Annotated in this window: 23 protein-coding genes and 1 pseudogene; 17 read left to right on the top strand and 7 right to left on the bottom strand. The window is 52.0% G+C overall.

Features of this window, described 5'->3' with window-relative positions; all coding sequences use genetic code 11:
* The first annotated feature begins 173 nt into the window (after positions 1–173).
* The 9 genes from cysG to truD all read left to right on the top strand — a co-directional run bounded on the left by cysG (position 174) and on the right by truD (position 7,695).
* Positions 174–1,589, top strand: coding sequence for a siroheme synthase CysG (gene cysG, locus AC3Y5R_RS22940; protein WP_489923254.1), 1,416 nt, complete (start codon positions 174–176; stop codon positions 1,587–1,589).
* A gap of 9 nt (positions 1,590–1,598) precedes the next feature.
* Positions 1,599–2,507 (top strand): sulfate adenylyltransferase subunit CysD, encoded by a 909-nt coding sequence (cysD, locus tag AC3Y5R_RS22935; RefSeq protein WP_489923253.1) that lies wholly within the window; start codon positions 1,599–1,601, stop codon positions 2,505–2,507.
* 10 nt (positions 2,508–2,517) lie between these two features.
* The gene (cysN, locus tag AC3Y5R_RS22930; protein WP_489923252.1) at positions 2,518–3,945 is read left to right on the top strand and encodes a sulfate adenylyltransferase subunit CysN; all 1,428 of its coding nucleotides are present in this window, start codon (positions 2,518–2,520) and stop codon (positions 3,943–3,945) included.
* A gap of 1 nt (position 3,946) precedes the next feature.
* Positions 3,947–4,555: an adenylyl-sulfate kinase gene (gene cysC / locus AC3Y5R_RS22925; protein WP_489923251.1), complete on the top strand. Its 609-nt coding sequence runs from the start codon at positions 3,947–3,949 to the stop codon at positions 4,553–4,555.
* 56 nt (positions 4,556–4,611) lie between these two features.
* Positions 4,612–4,932 (top strand): DUF3561 family protein, encoded by a 321-nt coding sequence (locus tag AC3Y5R_RS22920; protein WP_489923250.1) that lies wholly within the window; start codon positions 4,612–4,614, stop codon positions 4,930–4,932.
* 200 nt (positions 4,933–5,132) lie between these two features.
* Positions 5,133–5,453, top strand: coding sequence for a cell division protein FtsB (ftsB, locus tag AC3Y5R_RS22915; RefSeq protein ID WP_158784061.1), 321 nt, complete (start codon positions 5,133–5,135; stop codon positions 5,451–5,453).
* Positions 5,454–5,456: 3 nt separating this feature from the next.
* The gene (ispD, locus tag AC3Y5R_RS22910) at positions 5,457–6,170 is read left to right on the top strand and encodes a 2-C-methyl-D-erythritol 4-phosphate cytidylyltransferase (protein WP_489923249.1); all 714 of its coding nucleotides are present in this window, start codon (positions 5,457–5,459) and stop codon (positions 6,168–6,170) included.
* A complete protein-coding gene (ispF, locus tag AC3Y5R_RS22905; protein ID WP_489923248.1) occupies positions 6,170–6,649 on the top strand; it encodes a 2-C-methyl-D-erythritol 2,4-cyclodiphosphate synthase in 480 nt (159 codons plus the stop codon). The genes ispD and ispF overlap by 1 nt, the downstream gene beginning before the upstream one ends.
* Entirely contained in the window at positions 6,649–7,695 is a 1,047-nt protein-coding gene (gene truD, locus AC3Y5R_RS22900; protein ID WP_489923247.1) for a tRNA pseudouridine(13) synthase TruD, read from the top strand. The genes ispF and truD overlap by 1 nt, the downstream gene beginning before the upstream one ends.
* Positions 7,696–7,742: 47 nt before the next feature.
* On the opposite strand, the gene AC3Y5R_RS22895 is transcribed toward truD, so the two are convergent.
* The 5 genes from AC3Y5R_RS22895 to AC3Y5R_RS22875 all read right to left on the bottom strand — a co-directional run bounded on the left by AC3Y5R_RS22895 (position 7,743) and on the right by AC3Y5R_RS22875 (position 13,933).
* Positions 7,743–8,816 (bottom strand): Ldh family oxidoreductase, encoded by a 1,074-nt coding sequence (locus tag AC3Y5R_RS22895; RefSeq protein WP_489923246.1) that lies wholly within the window; start codon positions 8,814–8,816, stop codon positions 7,743–7,745.
* On the bottom strand, positions 8,813–10,186 hold the full coding sequence (locus tag AC3Y5R_RS22890) for an MFS transporter (protein WP_489923245.1): 1,374 nt from the start codon (positions 10,184–10,186) through the stop codon (positions 8,813–8,815). Before AC3Y5R_RS22890 ends, AC3Y5R_RS22895 begins: the two co-directional genes overlap by 4 nt.
* Before the next feature lie 226 nt (positions 10,187–10,412).
* Positions 10,413–11,759, bottom strand: coding sequence for an MFS transporter (locus AC3Y5R_RS22885; protein WP_489923244.1), 1,347 nt, complete (start codon positions 11,757–11,759; stop codon positions 10,413–10,415).
* A 13-nt stretch (positions 11,760–11,772) separates the two neighbouring features.
* Positions 11,773–12,675: a dihydrodipicolinate synthase family protein gene (locus tag AC3Y5R_RS22880; protein ID WP_489923243.1), complete on the bottom strand. Its 903-nt coding sequence runs from the start codon at positions 12,673–12,675 to the stop codon at positions 11,773–11,775.
* Between the two features lie 85 nt (positions 12,676–12,760).
* Complete coding sequence (locus AC3Y5R_RS22875) at positions 12,761–13,933, bottom strand: enolase C-terminal domain-like protein (protein WP_489923242.1); 1,173 nt, start codon at positions 13,931–13,933, stop codon at positions 12,761–12,763.
* A gap of 373 nt (positions 13,934–14,306) precedes the next feature.
* Here AC3Y5R_RS22875 and AC3Y5R_RS22870 point away from each other — a divergent pair, with 373 nt between their 5' ends.
* The 7 genes from AC3Y5R_RS22870 (at position 14,307) to rpoS (ending at position 20,415) form a co-directional block, all read left to right on the top strand.
* Positions 14,307–15,236, top strand: a complete 930-nt coding sequence (locus AC3Y5R_RS22870; protein WP_489923241.1) for a LysR family transcriptional regulator — start codon at positions 14,307–14,309, stop codon at positions 15,234–15,236.
* A gap of 604 nt (positions 15,237–15,840) precedes the next feature.
* Positions 15,841–16,089: a GlsB/YeaQ/YmgE family stress response membrane protein gene (locus tag AC3Y5R_RS22865; RefSeq protein ID WP_489923240.1), complete on the top strand. Its 249-nt coding sequence runs from the start codon at positions 15,841–15,843 to the stop codon at positions 16,087–16,089.
* A gap of 15 nt (positions 16,090–16,104) precedes the next feature.
* The gene (locus AC3Y5R_RS22860) at positions 16,105–16,485 is read left to right on the top strand and encodes a YidB family protein (RefSeq protein ID WP_489923239.1); all 381 of its coding nucleotides are present in this window, start codon (positions 16,105–16,107) and stop codon (positions 16,483–16,485) included.
* Between the two features lie 204 nt (positions 16,486–16,689).
* On the top strand, positions 16,690–17,451 hold the full coding sequence (gene surE / locus AC3Y5R_RS22855; RefSeq protein ID WP_489923238.1) for a 5'/3'-nucleotidase SurE: 762 nt from the start codon (positions 16,690–16,692) through the stop codon (positions 17,449–17,451).
* Positions 17,445–18,071: a protein-L-isoaspartate(D-aspartate) O-methyltransferase gene (locus tag AC3Y5R_RS22850; protein WP_158784066.1), complete on the top strand. Its 627-nt coding sequence runs from the start codon at positions 17,445–17,447 to the stop codon at positions 18,069–18,071. Before surE ends, AC3Y5R_RS22850 begins: the two co-directional genes overlap by 7 nt.
* A gap of 152 nt (positions 18,072–18,223) precedes the next feature.
* Positions 18,224–19,372, top strand: a complete 1,149-nt coding sequence (gene nlpD / locus AC3Y5R_RS22845) for a murein hydrolase activator NlpD (protein WP_489923237.1) — start codon at positions 18,224–18,226, stop codon at positions 19,370–19,372.
* A 50-nt stretch (positions 19,373–19,422) separates the two neighbouring features.
* Positions 19,423–20,415 carry an RNA polymerase sigma factor RpoS gene (gene rpoS, locus AC3Y5R_RS22840; RefSeq protein WP_489923236.1) on the top strand — a complete coding sequence of 331 codons (993 nt, stop codon included), beginning with the start codon at positions 19,423–19,425 and terminating at the stop codon, positions 20,413–20,415.
* Between the two features lie 70 nt (positions 20,416–20,485).
* Here the strand turns inward: rpoS and AC3Y5R_RS22835 are convergent, their stop codons facing one another.
* Together AC3Y5R_RS22835 and mutS are read right to left on the bottom strand one after the other, a co-directional pair.
* Positions 20,486–21,799, bottom strand: a complete 1,314-nt coding sequence (locus tag AC3Y5R_RS22835) for a hypothetical protein (protein ID WP_489923235.1) — start codon at positions 21,797–21,799, stop codon at positions 20,486–20,488.
* Positions 21,800–22,021: 222 nt separating this feature from the next.
* The gene (gene mutS, locus AC3Y5R_RS22830) at positions 22,022–24,583 is read right to left on the bottom strand and encodes a DNA mismatch repair protein MutS (RefSeq protein ID WP_489923265.1); all 2,562 of its coding nucleotides are present in this window, start codon (positions 24,581–24,583) and stop codon (positions 22,022–22,024) included.
* Between the two features lie 157 nt (positions 24,584–24,740).
* On the opposite strand from mutS, the pseudogene AC3Y5R_RS22825 reads away from it, so the two are divergent.
* Positions 24,741–25,865, top strand: a pseudogene (locus tag AC3Y5R_RS22825) (integrase); the annotation flags it as partial.
* Positions 25,866–25,939 lie beyond the last annotated feature (74 nt).

Below are 25,939 nucleotides of genomic sequence, written 5' to 3'. Positions count from 1 at the left end.
AATTTCAATCTCTCTGAAATGGCCGCAATATCATCCGTTAAGCACATTTTGTCCTTAGCTTTGCCAGGGCGTTATTCCATTCAGTAACTACTCATTCCAATTAGTAATTTCATAACCCTCAAGCCCGGGCCGTATAGTCTCGTTAACTTTTTGTTATTAGCGACCAGGCAGACGTGGACTATCTCCCGATTTTTGCAGACATCCGAAACAAACCGGTGCTGATCGTTGGCGGCGGTGATGTCGCTGCGCGCAAAATTGACCTTCTGCGCCGCGCGGGTGCCCACGTGTTGATTGTGGCCCGGGAACTTTGCGCAGAACTGTCGCGGCTTGAAAGCAGCGGCTCCGTTGAGTGGTTCGCGCAGGAATACCAGAGCAGCCAGCTGGACAGGGCGTATCTGGTGATTGCCGCTACTGATGACAGCGAGCTGAATGGCCGGGTGTTCAGCGATGCCAGCGAGCGCCGCCTGTTAGTCAACGTGGTGGATGACCAGCCGAAGTGCTCCTTTATCTTCCCGTCGATTGTCGATCGTTCTCCACTGGTGGTGGCTATCTCTTCCAGCGGTACCGCACCGGTTCTGGCCCGACTGCTGCGCGAAAAGCTGGAAGCGCTGCTGCCGGGAAATCTCGGACAGATGGCGGAAATTGCCGGTCAGTGGCGGGACAAGGTTAAACAACGTTTCGACAAAATGTCCGAACGCCGTCGCTTCTGGGAAACCGCCTTTAACGGCCTGTTTGCCAGCCAGGTCGCTTCCGGCAATGTTTCCGGCGCGAAACAGACGCTGGACCAGCAGCTGTCAGATCCGGAAGCCAGCCAGGGCGAAATCATCCTGGTCGGTGCCGGCCCTGGCGATGCCGGACTGCTGACGCTGCGCGGTCTGCAGGTGATGCAGCAGGCCGATGTGGTGCTGTATGACCATCTGGTCAGCGACGAAATCCTTGATTTGGTACGCCGCGATGCCGATCGCATCTGCGTCGGTAAACGTGCCAATGCCCATACCGTGCCGCAGGAAGAGACGAACCGCCTGTTGGTCGAACTGGCGTTAAAGGGCAAACGAGTGGTGCGCCTGAAGGGCGGCGATCCGTTTATCTTTGGACGCGGTGGAGAAGAGTTACAGGCTGCGGTGGAGGCAGGCATTCCCTTCCAGGTGGTGCCGGGCGTGACTGCGGCTGCAGGCGCAACGGCCTATGCCGGGATCCCCTTAACTCACCGCGACCATGCGCAAAGCGCGCTGTTTATTACCGGTCACTGCCGCGCCGATGGCGAAGGTATGGACTGGCCGTCACTGGCCCGTGCCCGGCAGACGCTGGCTATTTATATGGGCACGGTGAAAGCGGCAGAGATCTCCGCCCAACTGATTGCCCATGGCCGCGACGCTCAGACGCCGGTTGCGGTAATTGGTCGCGGAACACGTCAGGATCAGCAGGTGTTGATCGGGACACTGGAAGAATTAGAAGCACTCGCGCAACGCGCGCCAACGCCAGCCCTGTTAGTGATTGGGGAAGTGGTTAACCTGCATCAGCAGCTGGCGTGGTTTCAACATTCAGCGCAGCAGGCCGGACGTGAGTCCGCCGTTGTGAATTTGGCTTGAGGAAAAGTTATGGATCAAAAACGACTCACCCACCTGCGTCAACTGGAAGCGGAAAGTATCCATATCATCCGTGAAGTGGCGGCAGAATTCGGCAACCCGGTAATGATGTACTCCATCGGGAAGGACTCTTCAGTGATGCTGCACCTGGCGCGTAAGGCGTTCTATCCCGGCACGCTGCCGTTCCCGCTGCTGCATGTGGACACCGGCTGGAAATTCAAAGAGATGTACGAGTTCCGCGACCGCACAGTGAAAGAGATCGGGGCTGAGCTGCTGGTGCACCGCAATCCGGAAGGCGTGGCAATGGGCATCAACCCGTTCGTCCACGGCAGCGCCAAGCACACTGACATCATGAAAACCGAAGGCCTCAAGCAGGCGCTGAACAAGTATGGCTTTGATGCAGCGTTCGGCGGAGCCCGGCGCGATGAAGAGAAGTCCCGCGCCAAGGAGCGTATCTACTCCTTCCGCGACCGTTTCCACCGCTGGGACCCGAAAAACCAGCGTCCTGAGCTGTGGCACAACTACAACGGCCAGATCAATAAGGGCGAAAGCATTCGCGTGTTCCCGCTCTCCAACTGGACCGAGCTGGATATCTGGCAGTACATCTTCCTGGAAAACATCGACATCGTTCCGCTGTATCTGGCTGCACCGCGCCCGGTTCTGGAGCGTGATGGCATGCTGATGATGATCGATGACGATCGGATTAATTTACAACCTGGAGAAGAGATCAGGCAGCGTATGGTGCGTTTCCGTACCCTTGGCTGCTGGCCGCTGACCGGCGCGGTGGATTCTGAGGCGCAGACGCTGCCGGAGATCATTGAAGAGATGCTGGTTTCCACCACCAGTGAACGTCAGGGCCGCGTGATTGACCGCGATCAGTCCGGCTCGATGGAGCTGAAAAAACGCCAGGGTTATTTCTGAGGAGCCAGTTATGAATACCGTCATTGCACAACAAATTGCCGACCAGGGCGGCGTGGAAGCCTGGCTGCACGCTCAGCAACACAAAAGTCTGCTGCGTTTTCTCACCTGCGGAAGCGTCGACGATGGCAAGAGCACGCTGATTGGCCGCCTGCTGCACGACACGCGCCAGATTTATGAAGATCAGCTCTCTTCGCTGCATAACGACAGCAAACGTCACGGCACCCAGGGCGAGAAGCTGGACCTGGCGCTGCTGGTGGATGGCCTGCAGGCCGAGCGCGAGCAGGGCATCACCATTGATGTGGCCTATCGTTACTTCTCCACCGAGAAGCGCAAGTTCATCATTGCCGACACGCCGGGACACGAGCAGTACACCCGTAACATGGCGACCGGCGCTTCTACCTGCGACCTGGCCATCCTGCTGATCGATGCCCGTAAAGGCGTGCTGGATCAGACCCGCCGTCACAGCTTTATCTCCACGCTGCTGGGCATCAAGCACCTGGTTGTCGCGGTGAACAAGATGGATCTGGTGGAATACAGCGAAGCGCGTTTTGAGCAGATTAAGCAGGACTATCTCGATTTCGCCAATCAGCTGCCCACCGATCTGGATATCCGCTTTGTGCCGCTTTCCGCGCTGGAAGGCGAAAACGTTGCCAACCCAAGTGAAGCAATGAGCTGGTACAGCGGCCCGACCCTGCTGGACGTGCTGGAAACCGTGGAAGTGAAGCGCATGGTAGAGCAGCAGCCGATGCGCTTCCCGGTGCAGTATGTAAACCGTCCTAACCTGGATTTCCGGGGTTATGCCGGGACGCTGGCTTCCGGATCGGTACATGTCGGACAGCGGGTGAAAGTACTGCCGTCCGGCGTGGAGTCATCCATTGCCCGCATTGTGACCTTCGACGGCGATCTGCAGGAAGCGCAGGCCGGTGAAGCGATCACGCTGGTGTTGAAAGATGAAATTGATATCAGCCGTGGCGATCTGCTGGTGGAAGCCGGTGCCCAGCTGAAGCCGGTTCAGGCCGCCAGCGTCGACGTGGTCTGGATGGCGGAACAGCCGTTGTCGCCGGGTCAGAGCTTCGACATCAAAATTGCCGGGAAGAAAGCCCGCGCCCGTGTGGAGAATATTCAGTATCAGGTGGAGATCAACAGCCTGACGCAACGCACGGTGGAAAGCCTGCCGCTGAACGGTATTGGCCTGGTTGACCTGACTTTTGACGAGCCGATGATGCTGGACAAATACCAGCAGAACCCGGTTACCGGCGGGATGATCTTTATCGATCGCCTGAGCAACGTCACCGTCGGCGCGGGGATGATCCGTGAGCCGCAGGAAGACGTGGTGCAGGACAGCGGTAACTTCAGCGCGTTTGAGCTGGAACTGAACGCGCTGGTGTGTCGCCACTTCCCACACTGGGGTGCACGCGATCTGTCAGGCGGTAAGTAATATGGCTGCCTCACACGATGAAAATGTTGTCTGGCATTCGCACGCGGTAACGCGTGCGGATCGCGAGCAGCAGCACGGTCATCAGGGCGTACTGCTGTGGTTTACCGGGCTGTCAGGCTCGGGCAAATCCACCGTTGCCGGCGCACTGGAACAGGCGTTGCATCAGCTAGGCGTCAGCACCTACCTGCTGGATGGTGACAATGTGCGTCACGGGCTGTGCCGCGACCTGGGCTTCAGCGATGAAGACCGTAAAGAGAACATCCGCCGGGTCGGCGAGGTTGCCAAACTGATGGTCGATGCCGGTCTGGTGGTGCTGAGCGCATTTATCTCGCCACACCGTGCCGAGCGCCAGATGGTGCGGGATATGTTGGGAGAAGGGCGCTTTATCGAGGTCTTTGTTGATACCCCGCTGGCTATTTGTGAGCAACGTGATCCGAAAGGGTTATACAAGAAAGCCCGTGCCGGAGAGCTGCGCAATTTCACCGGCATCGACTCGGTTTATGAAGCGCCGGTGGAGCCAGAAATTCACCTTAATGGGGAACAATTGGTAACAAAATTGCTGGTTCAAGTGTTAGATCTGCTGCGCGAGCGCGATATTATCAACTCCTGAGATAGCCACGGCAAAACGCCTCAGAGCGGGCCGTATTTCGCGTCAACAGGATACTTATGCATAACGTTACGCCCATGCTGGCCCGCAAAGAAGATCGCGACCAGGAAGAGATTTCCTGGTCGTTCCCCGGTGGGGTAGTCGGCTTTGCCTCCTACTGGTTCGCCCTGGCGATCCCGTTCATTCTGTACGGCTCCAACACGCTGTTTTTCTTCCTCTATACGTGGCCTTTCTTTTTGGCGCTGCTGCCTGTCTCGGTGCTGATCGGTATCGCGGTCAGCGTGCTGTTACGCGGTCATCTGATCTGGACGCTGCTGCTCACTGCGGTGGTGGTGGTCACTATTTTCTGGCTGTTATTCACCCTTTTAAGTGGATGGTAAGCGGCTGGTTGTCAAAATACGGCCGCCCGTGCGGCAAAATCTGATGTCTGAATCCCCACTGCGGTTACAAAATTTTGCCTGAGATCCGCTCTGAGGTCTGGAGATTGTTCACCGATTCGCCAATCTGTGGCTATTTCGCCGGTAAAGTGGAGTCGGATGGAAAGTTATGGGATGATTGAGCCGTTTTTCAGGGGGCGGGGATGGGAAAACTGACGCTGCTGTTACTTGCTTTACTTTGCTGGCTGCAATATTCGCTCTGGCTGGGCAAGAACGGCTTACATGATTATACGCGCGTTAATGACGATGTTGCGGTGCAACAGGCCAGTAACGCCAAGCTAAAAGCGCGAAACGATCAGCTGTTTGCAGAAATCGACGACCTTAACGGCGGTTCTGAGGCAATTGAGGAACGCGCACGCAACGAGCTGGGGATGATCAAACCCGGTGAGACCTTCTATCGCCTTGTGCCGGATCAGAACAAACGAAACGCGCAGCAGGGTAATCCGAATATTCAGCAACGATAATTGATGAACAAAACTGGTATACCGGACATTATTGCCGTGGTGCCCGCCGCGGGAATTGGCAGCCGGATGCAGTCCGGGTGCCCCAAGCAGTATCTCGCCATTAATGGTAAAACCATTCTGGAACACTCGCTCGACAGCCTGCTGGCCCATCCGGCCATCAGCCGCATTATTGTCGCCATCAGCCCTGCCGATCCCTGGTTTGCTGCACTGCCCATTGCGGCCGATCCCCGTATTACGGTGGTGAAAGGCGGCAAAGAGCGGGCCGATTCCGTGCTGGCTGGCCTGCAGGCCGCTACTGCCGCGCACTGGGTGCTGGTGCATGATGCTGCCCGTCCTTGCCTGCACCCTGATGACTTAACGCGCTTGCTGGCGATCACCGCTACCAGTCGCGTGGGCGGGATCCTCGCCGCGCCGGTCCGCGACACGATGAAGCGCGCCGAGCCTGGCAAACAGGCCATCGCGCATACGGTAGACCGCGAGGCGCTGTGGCACGCGCTGACTCCGCAGCTGTTTCCGCTGGTGCTGCTGCGCGACTGCCTGCACCGGGCGTTGCAGGAGGGGGCTACAATTACCGATGAGGCCTCTGCCCTTGAACACTGCGGCTACCATCCGGAACTGGTGGCCGGTCGCAGCGACAATATCAAGGTGACGCGGCCGGAAGATCTGGCGCTGGCGGCGTTTTACCTGACTCAACTACATAATAAGGAGAGCGCATAATGCGTATCGGCCACGGTTTTGATGTTCATGCCTTTGGCGGCGAAGGCCCGCTGATTATTGGTGGCGTGCGAATTCCTTATGAAAAAGGCCTGCTGGCCCATTCCGACGGCGACGTGGCGCTGCATGCGCTGACCGATGCGCTGCTGGGTGCGGCAGCGCTGGGCGATATCGGTAAACTGTTCCCGGACACTGACGACGCGTGGAAAGGGGCGGACAGCCGCATGCTGCTGCGTGAAGCACTGCTGCAGATTGAAAAGAAAGGCTACCGCGTGGGCAACGTCGACGTGACCATCATTGCTCAGGCTCCGAAAATGTTGCCACACGCTCCGCAGATGCGCATTAACATCGCGGAAGACCTGGGGATCCATATGGACGAGGTCAACGTCAAAGCCACCACCACCGAAAAGCTGGGCTTCACCGGGCGCGGCGAAGGCATCGCCTGCGAAGCAGTGGCGCTGCTGTTTAAGGCGGAAAAGTAATGGGACTGGCCGATCTGAGCTGGCTGCACGGGCAGCCCACTGCCACCGGCGTGGTGAAGGCAAACCCGGAAGATTTTATCGTTATTGAAGATCTTGGCTACCGGCCAGACGGCGACGGCGAACAACTGCTGGTACGCATCCGTAAAAACGGCTGCAACACCCGGTTTGTGGCCGAAGCGCTGGCAAAATTTGCCGGTATCCATCCGCGTGATGTCAGCTTTGCCGGAATGAAAGATCGCCATGCGGTCACCGAACAGTGGTTCTGCCTGCGCATTCCGGGCAAAGAGACACCGGACCTGTCCGCATTTCAACTGGAGGGCTGCGAGATTCTGGAGAGCGCCCGCCATCGCCGCAAACTGCGCACCGGTGCGTTGCAGGGCAATGCTTTCACGCTTATCCTGCGCCAGATCTCCGATCGTGATGCGGTGGAACAACGCCTGCAGCAGATCGCGGCGACGGGTGTGCCAAATTATTTCGGCGTTCAGCGCTTCGGTCATAACGGCAATAACCTGTTGCAGGTCCGGCGCTGGGCGGCGGATGAAATTCGCGTGCGCGAGCGTAATAAACGTAGCTTCCTGCTTTCCGCTGCCCGCAGTGCGCTGTTCAACCAGGTAGTAAGTGACCGTCTGGCGCAACAGGGATCGCTGTCTTCAGTGCTGGCAGGAGATGCGCTCCAGCTTACCGGTCGCGGTAGCTGGTTTGCCGCTGAAGAGGCGGAGTTGGCTGTATTACAGACGCGGGTGCTCAACAATGAACTGCGGGTCACCGCTCCGCTTCCCGGCAGCGGCGACTGGGGAACACAAGGCAAGGCATTGGCATTTGAACAACAAAGCCTGGCGGATGAAACCGGACTGACTGGCCTGCTGGAACGTAAAAAGGTTGCGGCCGCCCGACGTGCGATGTTAGTTATCCCGCGTGATTTTCGCTGGGAATGGCAGGATAACGTCACCATTGAGCTTAACTTCTGGTTACCAGCGGGCAGTTACGCCACCAGTGTGATACGGGAAATCTTGCATCCTCAGGATGAGATCGGGATCGAGGAATAACCGGCTATCCATCATGATGAATAGCCGCAGATAACACCGGCCTGACTTCAGTGCGGTAGTGCTTCCGGGAAAGGGAGATCGAAATGTTCTGTCCAGGGTTGTAGCCGTGACAGCACCTCCTCGCTCAATGCGATGCCCTGAACCCGCTGTTGCTCGCGTTCAGCAAGCGCCCGCTCGCCAGGCAGGCGAATTTCCTTTGAATCAGGGCGCAGTCGGCTGGCTTTACAACTGGTGATTAAATAATCCATTTCATTCAGAAAAGCCTCACGTCCTGCAAAGCAGTCTGGGTCGATCACCTGAATAAACACCCCCTGGCCATACATATCAGGCTCCTGGCGTCGGCCACTGCCGCCCAGCGCCAGACTGAAAGCTTCAACCATCAGACCCAGACCAAACCCCTTATAACCATGCTGCAAACCACCGAGCGGAAGAATACTGCCAGGCGGCGTATGTTGCAGCACCGCCGGATCATGGGTTGGCTGCCCGGCGCTGTCGAGTAACCAGGCTTCCGGCAACATATGCTTTTTAGCGGCGAAACTTTTGAAGAACGTATTACTGGCTACCGAGGTACATTGATCGATCAGAAGCGGCGCGCCCCGCGTGGGTATTCCCCAGGCGACCGGATTGGTCGTTAAAACAGGATCGCTACCGCCAAAAGGTGCGACAGAGCGTACACCCGGATTGGTGGCGCAAAGCGTTACTAACAGGTTTTTTTCAACCAGTGGCAGCAGGTAGGCTTGCAGGCAGCCAATGTGTGAGCAGTCGGCAATCGTGGCGCTGACCACGCCATGAGAACCGACCCGGCGCAAAAGTTCTTCAGTCGCCATTTGCATTACCCATGCGCCGGGGGAGCGGTGGGCATGCCATGCGAGGGCATTGGGCTGGTCATGGATGATCTGTAATGCAGCCTGTGGAGAAATTTGTCCTGCGGCGATACGTTCCAGATAGGCGCTCATAAACCACAAACCGTGGGTGCTGTGACCGAGCAGATCAGCGTCCAGCATGCGCTGAGTCATGGGGAGTGCACGCTCCTCTGGAACTCCCGCGCGCATCAGTAGCGCGAGTGAAAAGCGTTCAAGGCTACAAAGCGTAAAGCGTTTGGGGTTGTTAGCTGACATCATTTGATTTCGACTCCTGCTGGAAAATTTTCAGTCATATCCAGACGCTGCACACGCCCGACAATAAACAGATAGCTCAACATGGCGATCAGTGCGTGAGCGCCGACAAAATACAGCGCGAGCTCGAACGACCCCGTAGCATGAATGGTGTAACCAATGACAATGGGCGTGGTTATCCCGGAAATGTTACCGGCAATCCCGAATATACCGGTGGCCATCCCGACGATGGAGGGAGGGGAGGTATCCACAACCACCGCCAGGCCAATTTGAGCCAGACCTTTGCCTAATAGCGCCAGACACATTAACGCCACGATGATGTAGATCGAATGGGTGAAGTTGCAGAAAACCAGCCCGGTTGCTAAAGCCATGCCGATGATAAAAGGGGTTTTACGGGCAAGGGTCACCGAGCCCCAGCGTTTCATCAATTGGTCTGAGAGAACGCCACACAGAATGCTGCCGATAAAACCACATACCGCGGGGAGTGCGGCGATAAATCCGACCTCCATAATGTTCATTCCCCGTCCTTTCACCAGATAAATAGGAAACCAGGTGATGAAAAAATATTGCAACGCAGTGATACAGTACTGCCCGATGTAGATCCCCAGCATCATCCGGCTTTTAAACAGGATGCCGATGGCAGACAGTTTGGGCGGGGATGAGCGGTGTTTGGCTCCTTCGATATCAATAAGCGCGCCGTTTTTTCTCAGATAGTCCAGTTCCTCTTTGTTGACCCGGTGATGGCTGTCCGGGCTACGCATTTGCCAAAACCAGAATAACGCCAGCAACATGCCAGCCGATCCCATAAACCAGAAGACATAGTGCCAGCTAAGGACATGACTGATAACGCCCATGAGTGGAACGAACACGATCATGGCCACATACTGTGCGGAAGAGAATATAGCGGTGGCCATCCCGCGCTCGGTGAGTGGAAACCAGGCCGCGACAATATAGTTATTAGCCGGATAGATGGGGGCTTCGACCAGTCCGACGAGGAAACGTAGCGCGAACAGCGTTGCGACGATCATTCCCTGCGGTAGCCAGGCGACCGTACCCTGGAGGAAAGTGAGAAATGACCATATAAACAGGGCAGTACCATAGACTTTAACCGAATTGAAGCGATCCAGAAACCAGCCGCCTGGCAACTGACCCAGCACATAGGCCCACGCAAAGGCAGAAAAAAGATAGCCCATGGTTACCGAATCTAAACCCAGATCATGGGACAGACCTTCCCCGGCGATAGAAAGATTAGCACGGTCTCCAAGATTGATAGCGGTCACCAGCAGGATCAGTGCGAGCACGTAATAACGGACGTGTGTCCTGGCTGCTGCTTTTGAATCTGAACTGGCGGCGAGCGCCTTTAACGATATCGGCATGTGGATCTCCATGCGCCTGGTGGCTTGTTGTTATTGGAGGACCATAAAAGGTTAACGTAATGAGTATGAAGTACTCGTTTGTTCTACCTTTTAATGGAATACTCTGGTTGTCATAATTCAAACCTTAAAATAATTATCACGCATCTGATAAAATATTATTTTTGACATGCTGAATACCTCTTTAAAATCATTGTAGTAATACAGGGTTGATATTTTATTTATATGGTTAGTTATACAGTTTCTTCTCCGTAACGCTGGTAATTGGCATTGATTCTAATTGTTGTCGGGTAAGTGGTCCGACGATAAAAATATAGGATGCGGCACCAATCATCCCCATAGATCCAACGTATAATATAGCTAAATCAAAAGAGTGCGTTGCCTTCAGTATAAAACCTATAATCAGCGGCGTTAAAATAGCCGCGACATTGCCGAAAGTGTTGAATATCCCCCCAGACAGACCGATCACTTCTTTCGGGGAGGTGTCACTTAATACACACCACCCAAGATTACTAAATCCCTTTGAAAAAAAAGCGATACTCATCACCAATACCACGATTACATTAGATTGAGTATAATTTGCAGTAATAATGGTACAGGATAATAACATACCTAATATGATAGGGAGTTTTCGTGAAAAGGTCAGGCTAAAACCCCGACGGAGTAAATAATCAGAGAGTACTCCCCCGACAATACCACCAACAAATCCTGCCAGTGCGGGAATAGCGGCAACAAGTCCCACCTTGATTATCGACATTCCTTTGGCCTGGTAAAGATAGGTGGGAAACCATGTGAAGAAAAACCAGGTGATAGATGTTAGACTGAACTGACCAATATAAACGCCAATCATCATTCTGTTGCAACACATGTCTTTGACCTGAGACCAGGTTATTTTCTGTTTTCTTATTTTTGTTTCTGAACCTAATGTCGGTATGCCGCCACCATTTTTTATGAATTCTATTTCAGCCTGGTTGATTTTATTATGCTGCAGTGGATCACGGACATAAGTCAGCCAAATAATACCAAAGACGGTTCCAAGAATACCGGATGTGTAGAAGGCATAATGCCAGCTGTAACGATGAATAAAATAAGTCAAAACAGGGGTGAAAATGCCCAGGGCGACATAAGGCATGGTTTGATAGATAGAAGTAGCAAATCCCCGCTCATGGTCAGGGAACCATTGAACAGTTAAACGACTACTGGCCGGTGTCCCCGGCGCTTCGGCCATTCCCATGGCAAAACGTAATATAAATAACATTAAAAAAGCAGAAGGAAATAAATAAACCATCCCTTGCATAAAAGTGAATATCGACCATGCAATTACAGCAATGCCGTAGACTAACCTTGAACCATATTTATCCAGCAACATACCGCCGGGTATCTGAAATATCATATAAGCCCAGCCAAATGCAGAAAAGGCCCATCCCATGGCCGCGGCATCGAATCCCAGAGCTTTGCTCATTAAGGGGGCTGCAACAGAAAGTGTTGCCCGGTCAATAAAATTCACCAGCATTGCTGTTCCAATGAATATTAACATGGTGTATCTTATATTGGTTTTTTTCATTGTAATATCCATATCGATGCCCCCACTATAAGCTAATAAACTCTGCATAAGACGCAAGAACTTGTGTCTTAATAGAAGGAGACAGTGAACAGAGAGGAGGGCGAACCGTTTCCCATGTGCTGTCGTTCATTATTGCGCTAAGCAGTGTTTTTACTGTCGGAATGGTATCGCCTGTTGCTACAATTTTTCTCATTTCGGTTAATTTATCTTGCGCGTTACTACCTTGCTTGTCGTTATAATGCTGGTAAATTTTTGCAGCTAAAGACGAAACAAGGTTTGTTGTTGCTGTTATACAGCCCGCCGCGCCAATTTTTAGCACCTCCTGGAAACTGGCATCAGCACCGGAATAAACTTCAAATCCATATTGGGAAAAATTATCTATATAAGCTTTGGTGTTCTGGAAGTCACCACTACTGTCTTTAATACCTTTTATCTTATTAGGGTATTTATCCAGCAGAAGTTTAATCAGTTCAAGTGTGATTGGAATAGCGGACTGCTGAGGGAAATGATATAAATAGATTTTTATTTTACCACCCGCACGTTCAATAACTTCACTATAATAGTCAAACAATCCTTGTACAGAAGGTGACTTGTAATAGAATGGCGGTAATAGCAGTACCCCTCGGCACCCCATTCGCTCTGCATGGCGGGTTAATTTTACGGTGCTGGGAATATCACACGTACTGGTGCCGGGTAGCATTTTTTCAGCAGGGATGTTTCCATTAACCATTTTTTCCAGCAGCATCTCTCTTTCGTTAAGACTCAGGGAATTTGCTTCACTGGTTGTACCTAAAACAGCCAATCCATTACAGCCATTATTCAGCAACCAATGACCATGCTCTACCGTTTTTTCATAATTAACCGACAAATCTTTGTTGAATGCCGTGAGTACCGCCGCATTCACACCTGAAAAATATGCGCTATTCATAAAAACTCTCTTAAAAACTGAGCTTCACGCTCAGCTGATATTTATCTGATGGGAAGTGATCGAATTATCCGTGAACATAAAACGGCTATTTTTCGAATATATGTCGTTTAGTGGCATGGCTGTTAAGCCAGTCCCAGTTATAAATAACACCTAATCCTGGACCATCGGGTACGGTCACTTGCCCCTGGCTGTCAATAGAGTCCAGTTCGTCTTGATAACCACATGCATAACAGGGAGGTAAAATATTTTTTAATTTTGGTCCCACTTCGGCTAATTCATAAAAATTAGTATTGCGAATAGAGGCCATTAACTGACGATGTGCGGGGCCAGGCGCGTGAATTTCCACATCCAATCCCAGTGCTTCGGCCATATGTGCGGTTTTCAGCGCACCGGTAATCCCCATGTCATATTCGGGATCGACGCGAACAAAATCCGTCCCGCCCGCCAGGATAAAATCGCATTTGGCTTCCAGCCCCCTGACATGCTCGGTAATAAGCAAAGGTGTTTTAAGTAAACTTCTTAGTTTTTTATGAGAAAATGCGGAGATTGAGTTATCCCGATAAGGATCTTCATACCAGAAAAAGTTGGCATCATCACAGGCATGTCCAACATATAAAGCATCGGCAAATGTTTTAAGATCAGAGGCGGCATCATACATCAACTTCATTTTATCGCCGACAGTATTACCTAACGCTCTAATTAAAGACGCTTCGCGCTGTGGGTCGCCGTCAAACCAGCCGTGATGTTTAAATGCGCGATAGCCCATGTCATAACATGCTGCGGCAAAATCAGTAAACGCTTCAACGCTATCAAACATGCCCTCATCGCCATGATAGGTGCTGGCATAGGCAGGCAGTTTATTGCGATATTGCCCAACCATACGTGAAATAGATTTTCCGCATTGTTTGCCGGCAAGATCCCACAACACGATATCCACCGGACCTTGTCCCATATGATCCATATGACAAAGACGACGGTTCCATTGTGTATAAAACGCTTCCCGCTTATCTGAGTCACGCCCCGGCAAGTCACTGGCGAGCATCAATGTTTGTGCCAAAGCCGGTTTGGTGGCCCCCCAAAGCGCCACGTATTCACCGCGTGATCCGTCATCACAGTCAACCACCAGTGCATATTTTGACAAACTAAGGGTTGATCCTTTTACGTAGCCGACGTGATTATGCGCATTTTTGAAAGCGGCGCCCATATCTTTCACATCATAGCTAAATTCAATGACTTCGACCCGATTAATAATTGGCATTAAGGACTCCTTGGCAGAAATTTATTACAGTTAAGGATGTTAACAAGAAATTTAATTTCAGTATTTCATCCAGCATGATTAGGTGCTGCCAGCCTGTCTAATTTACTTGTTGTCATAATTGATACTTTAAATGGAATGAAAAATTTTTTTTAATGTGATTAGTGTCACTATTTTTAAATGTATTTGTTATTTTGGTTAATTATATCAATGCATTAGTTGTTAAAAAATGCGTCTGAAGCATTGATACCAACTCTGTAACATAGCAATTTATTTTGACCAAAATCACACTCCCATCGAGCAAGATTGCAAAAAAAAATGCTTTGACCTAGTTTGACTTGATGTGTCCAGGTAGGGATTCTGTATGGAATAAATCATGCTTAATGTAAATCAACTACGCTGTTTTGTTGCAGTAGCTACGGAATTGAATTTTCGACGGGCAGCTATATCGCTTAATATGAGTCAGCCGCCGTTAACGAGACAAATCCAGTTACTTGAATTCCAACTGAATGTAAAACTTATCGACCGAAGTACACGTTCTGTTTCCTTAACCTCGGCTGGAAAAGCATTTTATCGGGAAGCCAGAAAATTACTGGAACATATACATCAGGTTGAACAATTCACCAATAAGATGGCTAATGGTGAAGAAGGATCGGTCTCATTGGGATTTGTGGCTAATGCTTTTTATCAATTTCTACCTAAAATCCTCGCTATGCTTAAAAAGGAATATCCTTTCATAAAAATATCTTTGCATCAATTGTCGACTTATGAGCTGATAGAATCTGTTTATATGCAGCAAAATGATTTAGGTATTTCAAGAATTGTTCCAACACGAGCTAATATAGATAGCCGTATTTGTATTAATGAACCATTTATTGTTGCAATACCTAAGAATCATGCATTAGCATCACAAGCTGTGATAAAGCTGGAGGATCTTGATAATCAATCTTTTATCATGTATTCAGCGTCCTGGAAGCCTTTTTATAATTTATTGAAAGAGGCCTTTTATACAGCGGATGTTAAACCTAATTTTGTGCTTTATGAAAGCAGTACAGTGAATATTCTTTCTCTGGTTAATGTTAACTTTGGTATAGCTCTGGTACCACAAAGCGCTGCCACATTTAGACTGGATAATGTTGTTTATCGACCATTGGACCCCGCTCATTTGTTGCACAATGTCTTATATTTTATTTGGCGGAAGGATAATAATAATGAGGCTTTTAAACATATTCTAAGTAAAATCCTGGCTCAAAGCCTTCAGGTCGACAATTCTGCCCAGTCAGGCTTTATCGTGAGAAGCGGCTGAATGTTTCAGGGTATCATGTACCAGATAGCCTTTTAACGTTATTACCTGACAGAGTATTCGTTTTATATTCAGCACTGCCACACAATATTTATTAACATTTTGATATTAATGGTTATTTCTACTACCACTGACTGCGTCTACGCGAAAGAATGCACTCTGACTGCTTTTAAGCACCATACCAGCGTTAAATTGCTAATCCTAATAACGCTAAACTTTTTCCCGACTATGTTGACCGCCAGGAAAGGCGCTGACCGTGCTCATAAAGTGCTTAACTTTATTTAAGCAATTATCACATGGAACGGCAATGATGAGCCGATGTGGTATTTTTCTGGCGCGTCATTGTCTGAGGGCAGGATCTTGCTGGGGCATGTTTTGATGTCCTCTGAATCCATTTTTAGGGTGGATGTTTTTTATTTGTTATAAATTCCTGTGCAACAACATGAATAAAATTTTAAATTTGCTTTGTTGTCACAATATTTATTTTTTATTTTCTGCCCCTGCATTACAGTGCGCTGCCGGAACAGAAGGTTAATGTTAAAATATTACGTGCGCTGTTATCTGCCGGTATAACAACACGTCGGATGAAAAAGAAAGAGGCAGGGTAATGGGTATTCTCTCGTGGATTGTTTTTGGTTTTGTTGCTGGTATTTTGGCGAAATGGATCATGCCAGGCAAAGGGGAAGAAGGTTTTATCATGACGGTGGTTGTGGGGATTGTCGGTGCGCTGATTGGTGGTTTTATCAGTACCCGTCTGGGGCTGGGCAGCATTACTGGTTTTGATTTCCGCAGTTTTGGCATTGCCGTTGTTGGCGCATTGATTGTGATCTGTATTCATCGAAAAATTAAAAGTTAAGGCATTTAGATTATTATGGGAATTATAGGTGATTTAGTTGGGAAAGTATTAACCGGAGATGGTCAGCAAGCTGATGAAATAAATTCGGTGATAAGTTGGGTTGATCAACAAGGCGGTTTGGCGGCCATTCTGGCGAAATTACAGCAGGGTGAAGTGGGCGAGGTAGTGAAATCCTGGCTCAGTTCTGGCGACAACCTGCATCTGAGTGGTGAAAAGGTGACTCAGGTGTTGGGCAGCGAATCTGTGGGCCAGCTTGCGAATAAGCTGGGCATCGATCTCTCGCAGGCTTCCAGCCTGCTGGCTAAATATCTGCCGCTGCTGACCGATAAGGCTTCTCCTGATGGCGAGTTGCAGCAGGACGTGCTGTCCGGCATGCTTGGTAAGCTCCTCGGGTAATGTTTTCCGCCTCCGGTACGGCCGGAGGCACGCTCTCACTTCTTGCTTCTACCACTGATCGCCGCCACGCGATAGAATGCCCTCTGTCGACCTGTGGAATACCTCTGTTTTGCCTTGTTGCCGCGAGCTTCCAAGTCGGGCAGCAGGAACAACCAGGGCGTGTTATGATGGATATCCGATTTAAATCAAGAGGTTGAAGATTAGATGCGAATATTGCTGAGTAACGATGACGGCATTCATGCGCCGGGCATTCAGGTGCTGGCTGAGGCGTTGCGCGAATTTGCTGAGGTGCAGGTCGTGGCTCCCGATCGCAATCGAAGCGGCGCATCTAACTCACTGACGCTGGAAACGCCCCTTCGCACCTTCAGCTATCCCAATGGCGATATCGCCGTGCAGATGGGGACACCGACCGATTGTGTCTATCTCGGGGTGAACTCCCTGATGCATCCGAAACCGGATATCGTGGTCTCCGGTATCAATGCCGGGCCAAACCTGGGCGATGACGTGATTTACTCCGGGACAGTAGCGGCCGCGATGGAAGGGCGTCACCTCGGGTTACCCGCGCTGGCCGTCTCTCTGGATGGTCATCAGCATTATGATACTGCCGCCGCGGTGACCTGCTCAATTTTGCGGGCGCTGCTGCGTGAGCCGCTTCGTACCGGGCGCATTCTTAATATCAATGTTCCCGATTTGCCGCTTTCTGAAATCAAAGGTATCCGCGTGACCCGCTGCGGCAGCCGCCATCCAAGCGATCAGGTGATCCCGCAGAAGGATCCCCGGGGCAATACGATGTACTGGATTGGACCTCCGGGCGAGAAATTTGATTCGGGGCAGGGCACTGATTTTGCCGCCGTCGATGAAGGGTATGTCTCGGTCACCGCGCTGCATGTGGACTTAACCGCCCACGGAGCGCAGGACGTGGTGGCTTGCTGGCTGGAGAACGCGGAGGTCAGCCGCGAATGGTGATCCGGCGCATTGATACGCTTCTGGCGCAGCTGCGCCAGCAGGGCATTGACGACGAGCGGCTGCTGAAAGCGATTGAGGATGTGCCGCGGGAGCGTTTTGTCGACGAAGCGTTTGAGCATAAAGCCTGGGAGAACACGGCGCTGCCCATCGGCTCCGGCCAGACCATTTCGCAACCCTATATGGTGGCAAAAATGACCTCGCTGCTGGGGTTAACGCCCATTTCCAGAGTGCTAGAGATCGGCACCGGTTCGGGCTATCAGACCGCCATCCTGGCTCACCTCGTGGAACACGTCTATTCTGTTGAGCGGATCAAAGGATTACAGTGGCAGGCCAAGCGCCGCCTGAAGCAGCTCGATCTGCACAACGTCTCCACCCGCCATGGCGATGGCTGGCAGGGCTGGCCAGCCCGCGGGCCTTTTGATGCGATTATCGTCACGGCTGCTCCGCCGGAAATCCCGGTTGAACTGATGTCCCAGCTGGATGAAGGCGGGATCCTGGTATTGCCGGTGGGAGAAGAACTGCAGCAGCTGAAGCGGATTACCCGCAAAGCGGGAGAGTTTGTGGTTGAGACCATCGAACAGGTCCGCTTTGTGCCGCTGGTGAAGGGCGATCTGGCCTGACAGCCGTACGCAATTGTATACATCTGCGAATTGGCACGCGGACAGCGATATTGTTACTATCTCATAAATTTAGATTTTATTACTGCCGGTACCGGGCTTTGGGCCATGAGCATCCGGCAGTTGACACTGTTTTGCCGTAACGGGGGATATAAATGAGCACGGGAAGCCCAGGATTTAAATTGCGCCGTATTGCGGCCGTTTCACTTGTCGGTTTTTGGTTGGCTGGCTGTTCCAGCGATAACACACAAGCCCCTATCAGCTCCGTTGGCGGCGGCAATGGCTCCGGCATGAGCAGCAGTTCCGGCAATTCAGGCATGCTGAACAATTCCGGTGCCAGCAGCAATGCCGGTAACGGCAGCGGCGGTCTGATCAATCCTCCCCGCTCTATCGAAGCTAACCAGCCCGGCACCATTAACTCTCCGGTAACAGCTCCAGCGGCCAGCGCTGAAAACAGCAACGTTGTAACCCAAAATGGACATATAGTTTACAATCGCTCGTATGGGAATATTCCTAAAGGAAGCTACAGCGGACAGACTTATACCGTCAAACGCGGCGATACTTTGTTCTATATTGCGTGGATTACCGGCAATGATTTCCGCGATTTAGCTCAGCGAAATAACGTGCCTGCGCCGTACAGCCTTAACGTGGGCCAGCAGTTGCAGGTTAGTAACAGCTCCGGTCAAACTTTAACCGGTGGCAATGCTATCACGGCAGCGGACGATCAGGCTGGTGGCGTGGTGGCTAAGACAACTACTGGAACGATTAAAGGCGCAACGGTTGCACAACAGCCAGTTATTACGTATTCTGAGGATTCAGGTGAACCAAGTGAGGGTAAAATGTTACCTTCATCCGGCACAAATACTGTTGCAACGACAACAGCGCCGGTTACCGCTCCGACCGTCAGCAGCACAACCAACAGCACTACCCCAGTGGGAAGTTGGCGTTGGCCTACCGACGGTAAGATCATTGATAACTTCTCTGCTTCCGAAGGGGGCAACAAAGGTATCGATATCGCGGGATCGCGAGGACAACCCGTCGTCTCAACCGCCGCAGGGCGCGTTGTGTATGCCGGTAATGCTCTGCGCGGTTACGGTAATCTGATAATCATCAAACATAATGATGATTACCTGAGTGCATATGCCCATAACGATACAATGCTGGTCCGCGAGCAGCAGGAAGTTAAAGCGGGTCAGAAGATTGCGACCATGGGCAGTACCGGTACCAGTTCGGTTAGATTGCATTTTGAAATTCGTTACAAGGGGAAATCCGTAAACCCGTTGCGTTATTTGCCGCAGCGATAAACCGGCAGAACCTTGCTGTTCTGCCCCGTAATCACGGGTAGGAGCCGCTTATGAGCCAGAATACGCTAAAAGTCAATGAGTTACAGGAAGATGCGGAATTCGACGAGAACGGAGCTGAAGTTTTTGATGAGAAGGCTCTTGTCGGAAACGAACCTGCTGATAACGACATAGCTGAGGAAGAGCTGTTATCCCAGGGCGCAACACAACGTGTCCTGGATGCGACGCAGCTCTACCTGGGAGAGATTGGTTATTCTCCGCTTCTTACGGCTGAGGAAGAGGTCTTCTTTGCTCGTCGGGCTTTAAGGGGGGATGTCCCTTCTCGCCGCCGCATGATTGAAAGTAACCTGCGCCTGGTAGTGAAAATTGCTCGTCGTTACAGCAATCGTGGTCTGGCTTTGCTGGATCTGATTGAGGAAGGTAACCTCGGGTTGATTCGTGCCGTTGAAAAATTTGACCCGGAAAGAGGGTTCCGCTTCTCAACTTACGCTACCTGGTGGATCCGACAGACCATTGAACGGGCAATCATGAACCAGACCCGGACAATTCGTCTGCCAATCCATATTGTAAAAGAGCTGAACGTCTATCTGCGCACCGCGCGTGAACTGGCCCACAAGCTGGATCATGAGCCAAGTGCCGAAGAGATTGCCGAGCAGCTGGATAAACCTGTTGATGACGTCAGCCGGATGCTGCGCCTCAACGAACGCATTACATCTGTAGACACGCCATTAGGCGGTGATTCTGAGAAAGCGCTGCTGGATATTCTGGCCGATGAGAAAGACAACGGTCCGGAAGATACCACTCAGGACGATGACATGAAGCAGAGCATCGTCAAATGGCTGTTCGAACTGAACGCCAAACAGCGTGAAGTACTGGCGCGTCGTTTCGGCCTGTTAGGCTATGAAGCGGCCACACTGGAAGATGTGGGTCGCGAAATTGGCCTGACCCGTGAACGTGTCCGCCAGATTCAGGTTGAAGGTCTTCGTCGTCTGCGTGAAATTCTGCAGGCTCAGGGACTGAATATTGAAGCATTGTTCCGCGAGTAATAATGCGCTACTGATGTGAATGCAAAAAAAGCGGTGGTTATCAAACCACCGCTTTTTTATTGCCTGTCGATCAGACGATATCCTTGATCTTGTCCTTGGCGTCGGACTTCACGTCCTGCATGGCATAGGTGTCCATCACCGCGCCTTTGTACGCGCTCATCAGCATCTGCACCGGGCTGAGTTTGCCCTTTATCAGACCTTCCGCCACGCCTTTCAGAGCATCAAACGCCGTCTTCACGCCGCCGACAATCCCGCCCTTAATCACTTCCCACGGATTAGTACTTTCTGATTTACCCATGCCGGTCAGCACGTTGCTCAGGCCCGGAATAAAGGCCAGCGCTCTGCCCAGCTTAAGACAGATCCCCTGGAAGCCGCTTTTATTCGTGCCGTTCAGATTAACCATCTCATCGCTGGTCTGGGTCAGCCTGCCGTCTTTCGGGAACATCTTGTCCAGCCCCTGTTCGGCAACGTCTTTCACAATGGCGGCTTCAGTGCCGTGACGGGCATCGCCGTCTTTGGTCAGTCCTTCGATTTTTCCATTGGTGGAGATATCACCACGGTCTCCGCCTTCACGGTTATCCAGTGCCTTAACGTTATTAAGGAAGTAGGACATATTTTTGGCAGCCAGCGCGCGGCTTTTTTCATCCGGGTTGTTCGACGTCCAGTCACCAAACTGCTTTTTCAGCTCGTCCTGCTTGATGTCTTTCTGGTTGCCCAGATTCTTCAGCACCGGGTTGTCATTGATGATCTGATCGGCAGTACGGCTGTCGCCATCCATATTTTTGAACAGCGTATCGCTGGAGGGCGGCACGCTGGTGTCCTTCTCATCCTTTGGCATCGGCTGGCCGCTGGCGGTGGTATCGCCGGTGGTGGCTCCGCTTCCTGCGATATCCGCCGTGCCGGAGGCGGCAGAAGTGCCGAGCGCTCCCAGAAGATCTTTCAGCTGCGACAGGGCATTGCTAAGCTGAGAATCCGTTGAGCTGCTGTTACCGGAGGACTGCTGACTCTCCTGGCTCTGCTTTATCAGCTTAGTGATGCTGTCGAGCAGCATCTGCAGCTGGGACAGGGTGCTGCTGCCGTTGCTGCCTGACGTGGTAGACGTGCCGTCTGACGTGCTGCTGTCAGAGGAGGAAGCTTGTAATTGATCCTTCAGCTTTTTAAGTTCGTCCTGACCTTGTTTAATCAGTGAGTCGATCACGGATTTGTAATCGGAACTCAGCGAAGAGGTCGACGTTTTTTCGCTGGTGGTACCGGCCGCGCCGCCGTACTGCAGCACGCCGGACTTAGCGGCAGCAGCACTGGTTCCGCTTTCATTGCTTTTCCCATCCTGCCTGACGCCAAAGCGTGAGGCGAACTGGGCGCTCTGGCTCGCTGCTTGATTCATTATCCCACCGGGATTCACTCTCATATTCATGACAATCTCCACTGGACCAGGTTAACAGACACGGATAAAACGGTCGCACGCTGGTCGGCAATGGTGACCGACAGCGCAACCGGACTGAACGCTTTATCTCAGTCATTACGTGGCTGGCCGGGGAGAATGGTTCCATCAACGGGAAAGCGGCCTGCGTGATGAGCGCAGGCCTGGTTAAGCAACGGTTTACGGTCAGACCAGCGACTTGAGGCGGTAAATCCACTCCAGCGCCTGACGCGGTGAGAGAGAATCAGGATCCAGCGCTTCCAGAGCTTCAACGGCTGGCGACGTATCTTCTGCCAGCAGGGGCAGCTGTGGCCCATCCGCTTTGGTGGCCGCGGCGTTGCCCGAGACGGTTTCCAGCTCTTTCAGCTTCTGTCGTGCCCGCCTGATCACCTCTTTCGGCACGCCAGCCAGCGCCGCGACGGCCAGACCGTAACTCTTGCTGGCTGCGCCTTCCTGCACGCTGTGCATAAAGGCGATGGTGTCGCCGTGCTCAATTGCATCCAGATGCACGTTCGCCACGCCTTCCATTTTCTCCGGCAGGGTGGTCAGCTCGAAGTAGTGGGTGGCAAACAGCGTCATCGCTTTGATGCGGTTCGCCAGGCTCTCCGCGCAGGCCCAGGCCAGCGACAGGCCGTCATAAGTTGAGGTTCCACGGCCAATTTCATCCATCAGCACCAGGCTGTATTCGGTGGCGTTATGCAGAATATTGGCGGTTTCGGTCATCTCCACCATAAAGGTTGAGCGGCCGGAAGCCAGATCGTCCGCTGCGCCAACGCGGGTAAAGATGCGATCCACCGGACCAATCACCGCTTCATCCGCCGGCACATAGCTGCCGATATAAGCCATCAGCGTAATCAGTGCGGCCTGACGCATATAGGTACTTTTACCGCCCATGTTCGGCCCGGTGATCACCAGCATCCGCCGCTGCGGAGACAGCGACAGCGGGTTGGCGATAAACGGCTCTTTCAGCACCTGTTCAACCACCGGATGGCGGCCGCCGGTCAGCTTAATGCCCGGTTTGTCGCTCAGGGTCGGGCAGTTGTAGTTCAGCGTCCACGCACGCTCTGCCAGATTCGACAGTACGTCCAGTTCGGCCAGCGATGCCGCGCTGAGTTGCAGGGCTTCCAGATGGGGCAGCAGCAGATCGAACAGCTCTTCATACATCGCCTTTTCCAGCGCCAGCGCTTTGCCCTTCGAGGTAAGCACTTTGTCTTCGTACTCTTTCAGCTCCGGAATGATGTAGCGTTCGGCATTTTTCAGCGTCTGACGGCGGACGTAGTGGATTGGCACCTGATGGCTTTGCCCCCGGCTGACCTGAATGTAATAGCCATGTATCGCATTGAAGCCGACCTTCAGCGTATCAAGCCCCAGCTTTTCACGCTCGCGGATCTCCAGACGGTCAAGGTAATCCGTTGCGCCATCGGCCAGCGCGCGCCACTCGTCCAGCTCTTCGTTGTAGCCGGGCGCAATCACGCCGCCGTCACGCACCAGCACTGGAGGCGTTTCGACAATTGCCCGTTCCAGCAACTCGCGCAGTTCTTCGAACTGGCCCATCTGCTGACGCAGCGTTTGCAGGTGCGGCGTGGTGTTATCCACCAGCAAGGCATCCAGCTGTGGCAACTGCTGGAAAGCGTGGCGCATTCTCGCCAGGTCACGTGGCCGGGCAGTGCGCAATGCCAGCCTTGCCAGGATACGTTCCAGATCGCCGACCTGACGCAGCAGGGGGCTGATTTCGGCTGAGAAATCCTGCAGCGAGCCGATGCTCTGTTGACGGTTTACAATGGTTGCTGCATCACGCACGGGCATATGCAGCCAGCGCTTGAGCATACGGCTGCCCATCGGCGTGACGGTTTTATCCAGCACCGAGGCGAGGGTGTTTTCAATACCCCCGGCCAGATTCTGGGTGATCTCCAGATTACGGCGGGTGGCGGCATCCATAATGATGCCGTCCTGCTGGCGCTCCATGGTCAGCGAACGGATATGCGGCAGGGAAGTGCGCTGCGTATCTTTGACATACTGCAGCAGGCAGCCTGCCGCACGCAGCGCCAGTTGGGCCTGCTCCACGCCAAAGCCGCTGAGATCGCGGGTACCAAATTGCAGATTCAGCTGCTGGCGGGCGGTATCCACTTCAAATTCCCACAGCGGACGACGACGCAGCCCACGGCGGTTTTCAATCAGCGACATCGCCGCCAGGTCTTCAGAATAGAGCAGCTCCGCCGGATTAGTGCGCTGCAGCTCTGCCGCCATGGTATCCAGGTCGCCAGGTTCAGCCAGCCGGAAGCGGCCGGAACTGATATCCAGCGTGGCATAGCCAAAGCCGCGCGCACCCTGCCAGATAGCCGCCAGCAGGTTATCCTGGCGCTCCTGCAACAGGGCTTCATCACTGATGGTGCCGGGGGTGACGATACGGACGACTTTACGCTCTACCGGGCCTTTGCTGAGCGCCGGATCGCCAATCTGTTCACAGATCGCCACCGATTCCCCTAACTGCACCAGCTTGGCAAGATAGTTCTCCACCGCGTGATAAGGCACACCGGCCATCGGGATCGGCTCACCCGCTGAGGCACCGCGTTTGGTCAGCGAGATTTCCAGCAGTTGGGAGGCGCGCTTCGCATCGTCATAAAACAGCTCGTAGAAATCCCCCATACGATAGAACAACAGGATTTCCGGGTGCTCCGACTTCAGACGAAGGTACTGCTGCATCATCGGAGTATGGGTGGAAAAGTCCTTGTCTACAGACTCTTTCATATTGAATTTACTCATTTTTATGGCTTTAGAAGTACTCAAGTGGCCCCATTTGAAACCCTGATAAATCCATCTAAATCCGAAAATTTGTATGCCAGATGTATTCTAGCTACTATCGAGAATACAACATGGCTCTTCTGGTATACATGAGGCAACAACAGTGAAGATGACTCTGAATCAATCAATAATTATCAATAAGTTATCTATAGTAACCAAACCTGAGTTAGATTCAGACGGACGAGTTGTGTATGTGCCTAACATTTCTGGTAAGCCGTATCTTATCACTGACAGCCATCGTGATTCACCCGTTGGCTTTGGTGTTAAGATCAGTGCCACAAAGAAGACCTATATCATCCAGAGAAGAGTTTCGGGAGGAGACAGAAGTCCTTCAGAAGGAAAGTCACCTTCGCAGGTCATTAGAGCGACAATAGGTAATGTATCGGATTTCGCTTCGATTGATCAGGCTCGTGAGGTTGCGAGAACCTATGCACAATCGATGAAATCCACTAAAAGAAATCCAAATGCAGTTAAGCGAGAGGCTGATAGCGCTGAACTGACCCTAAGTGAGATTTTTGCCCAATACCGAAAGCATCTTCTTGGACGAAGCAAACCAGCAAAACCTAATTCAATCCGGGTATTGGATAAAGCGGAACAAAAGCTTAAAGATTGGGAGAGGTATAGGGTCCGTGACCTCACAGGAAGCATCATACTTAAGAAGTTTGATGAGATAGCCTCAAAAACCAGAACGACGGCCGAGCAGACTTTTAGATGGGCAAATGTGGCAGTTCAACATTCTATCGATGTAGAGGCGATGAATGCACAAAGCCAGCAACGACTGCCTGTTCTCACTTACAACCCATTCACTGTGCTCAGAGTGCAAAAGAAATATCGTAGTCGCTCTGAACTGGAAGAAAGCTATCAGTCAAAAGGTGTGAGAAATCCGCTTTCAGCAAAAGATACATTGGGTAAGTTTCTGGATGCACTGAACAACAAGAGAAGCTTTAACCGCCTTGGTTGCGATTATCTACTGCTAACGGTGTTACTGGGAGCGAGAAAGGAAGAAACGGCTTCTCTATGCTGGAGAGATGAGCTATCAGTTGAAGAAGCAAAGACTGCGAGCTATGTAGATTTAACTAACAGAAAAATTTTTTTCTTTGATACCAAGAACAGGACGAACCATGAGCTTCCCATCTGTGATGCTGTAAAATGTTTGTTAGAGCAAAGAAGGGATATCGTTTTTGATAAGGAAGTAAAAGCGAGTCGCAGAAAATGGGTGTTTCCAGCTGGATTTGACCCTATATATCCAGACGTCTTTTCTCTCTTACGGTTGCGATAACTTCCTGCGTATATATTCCCGTG

The sequence above is a fragment of the Erwinia sp. 009765445 genome, from assembly GCF_058137865.1.
This window is presented reverse-complemented; position numbering and strand designations above follow the sequence as displayed.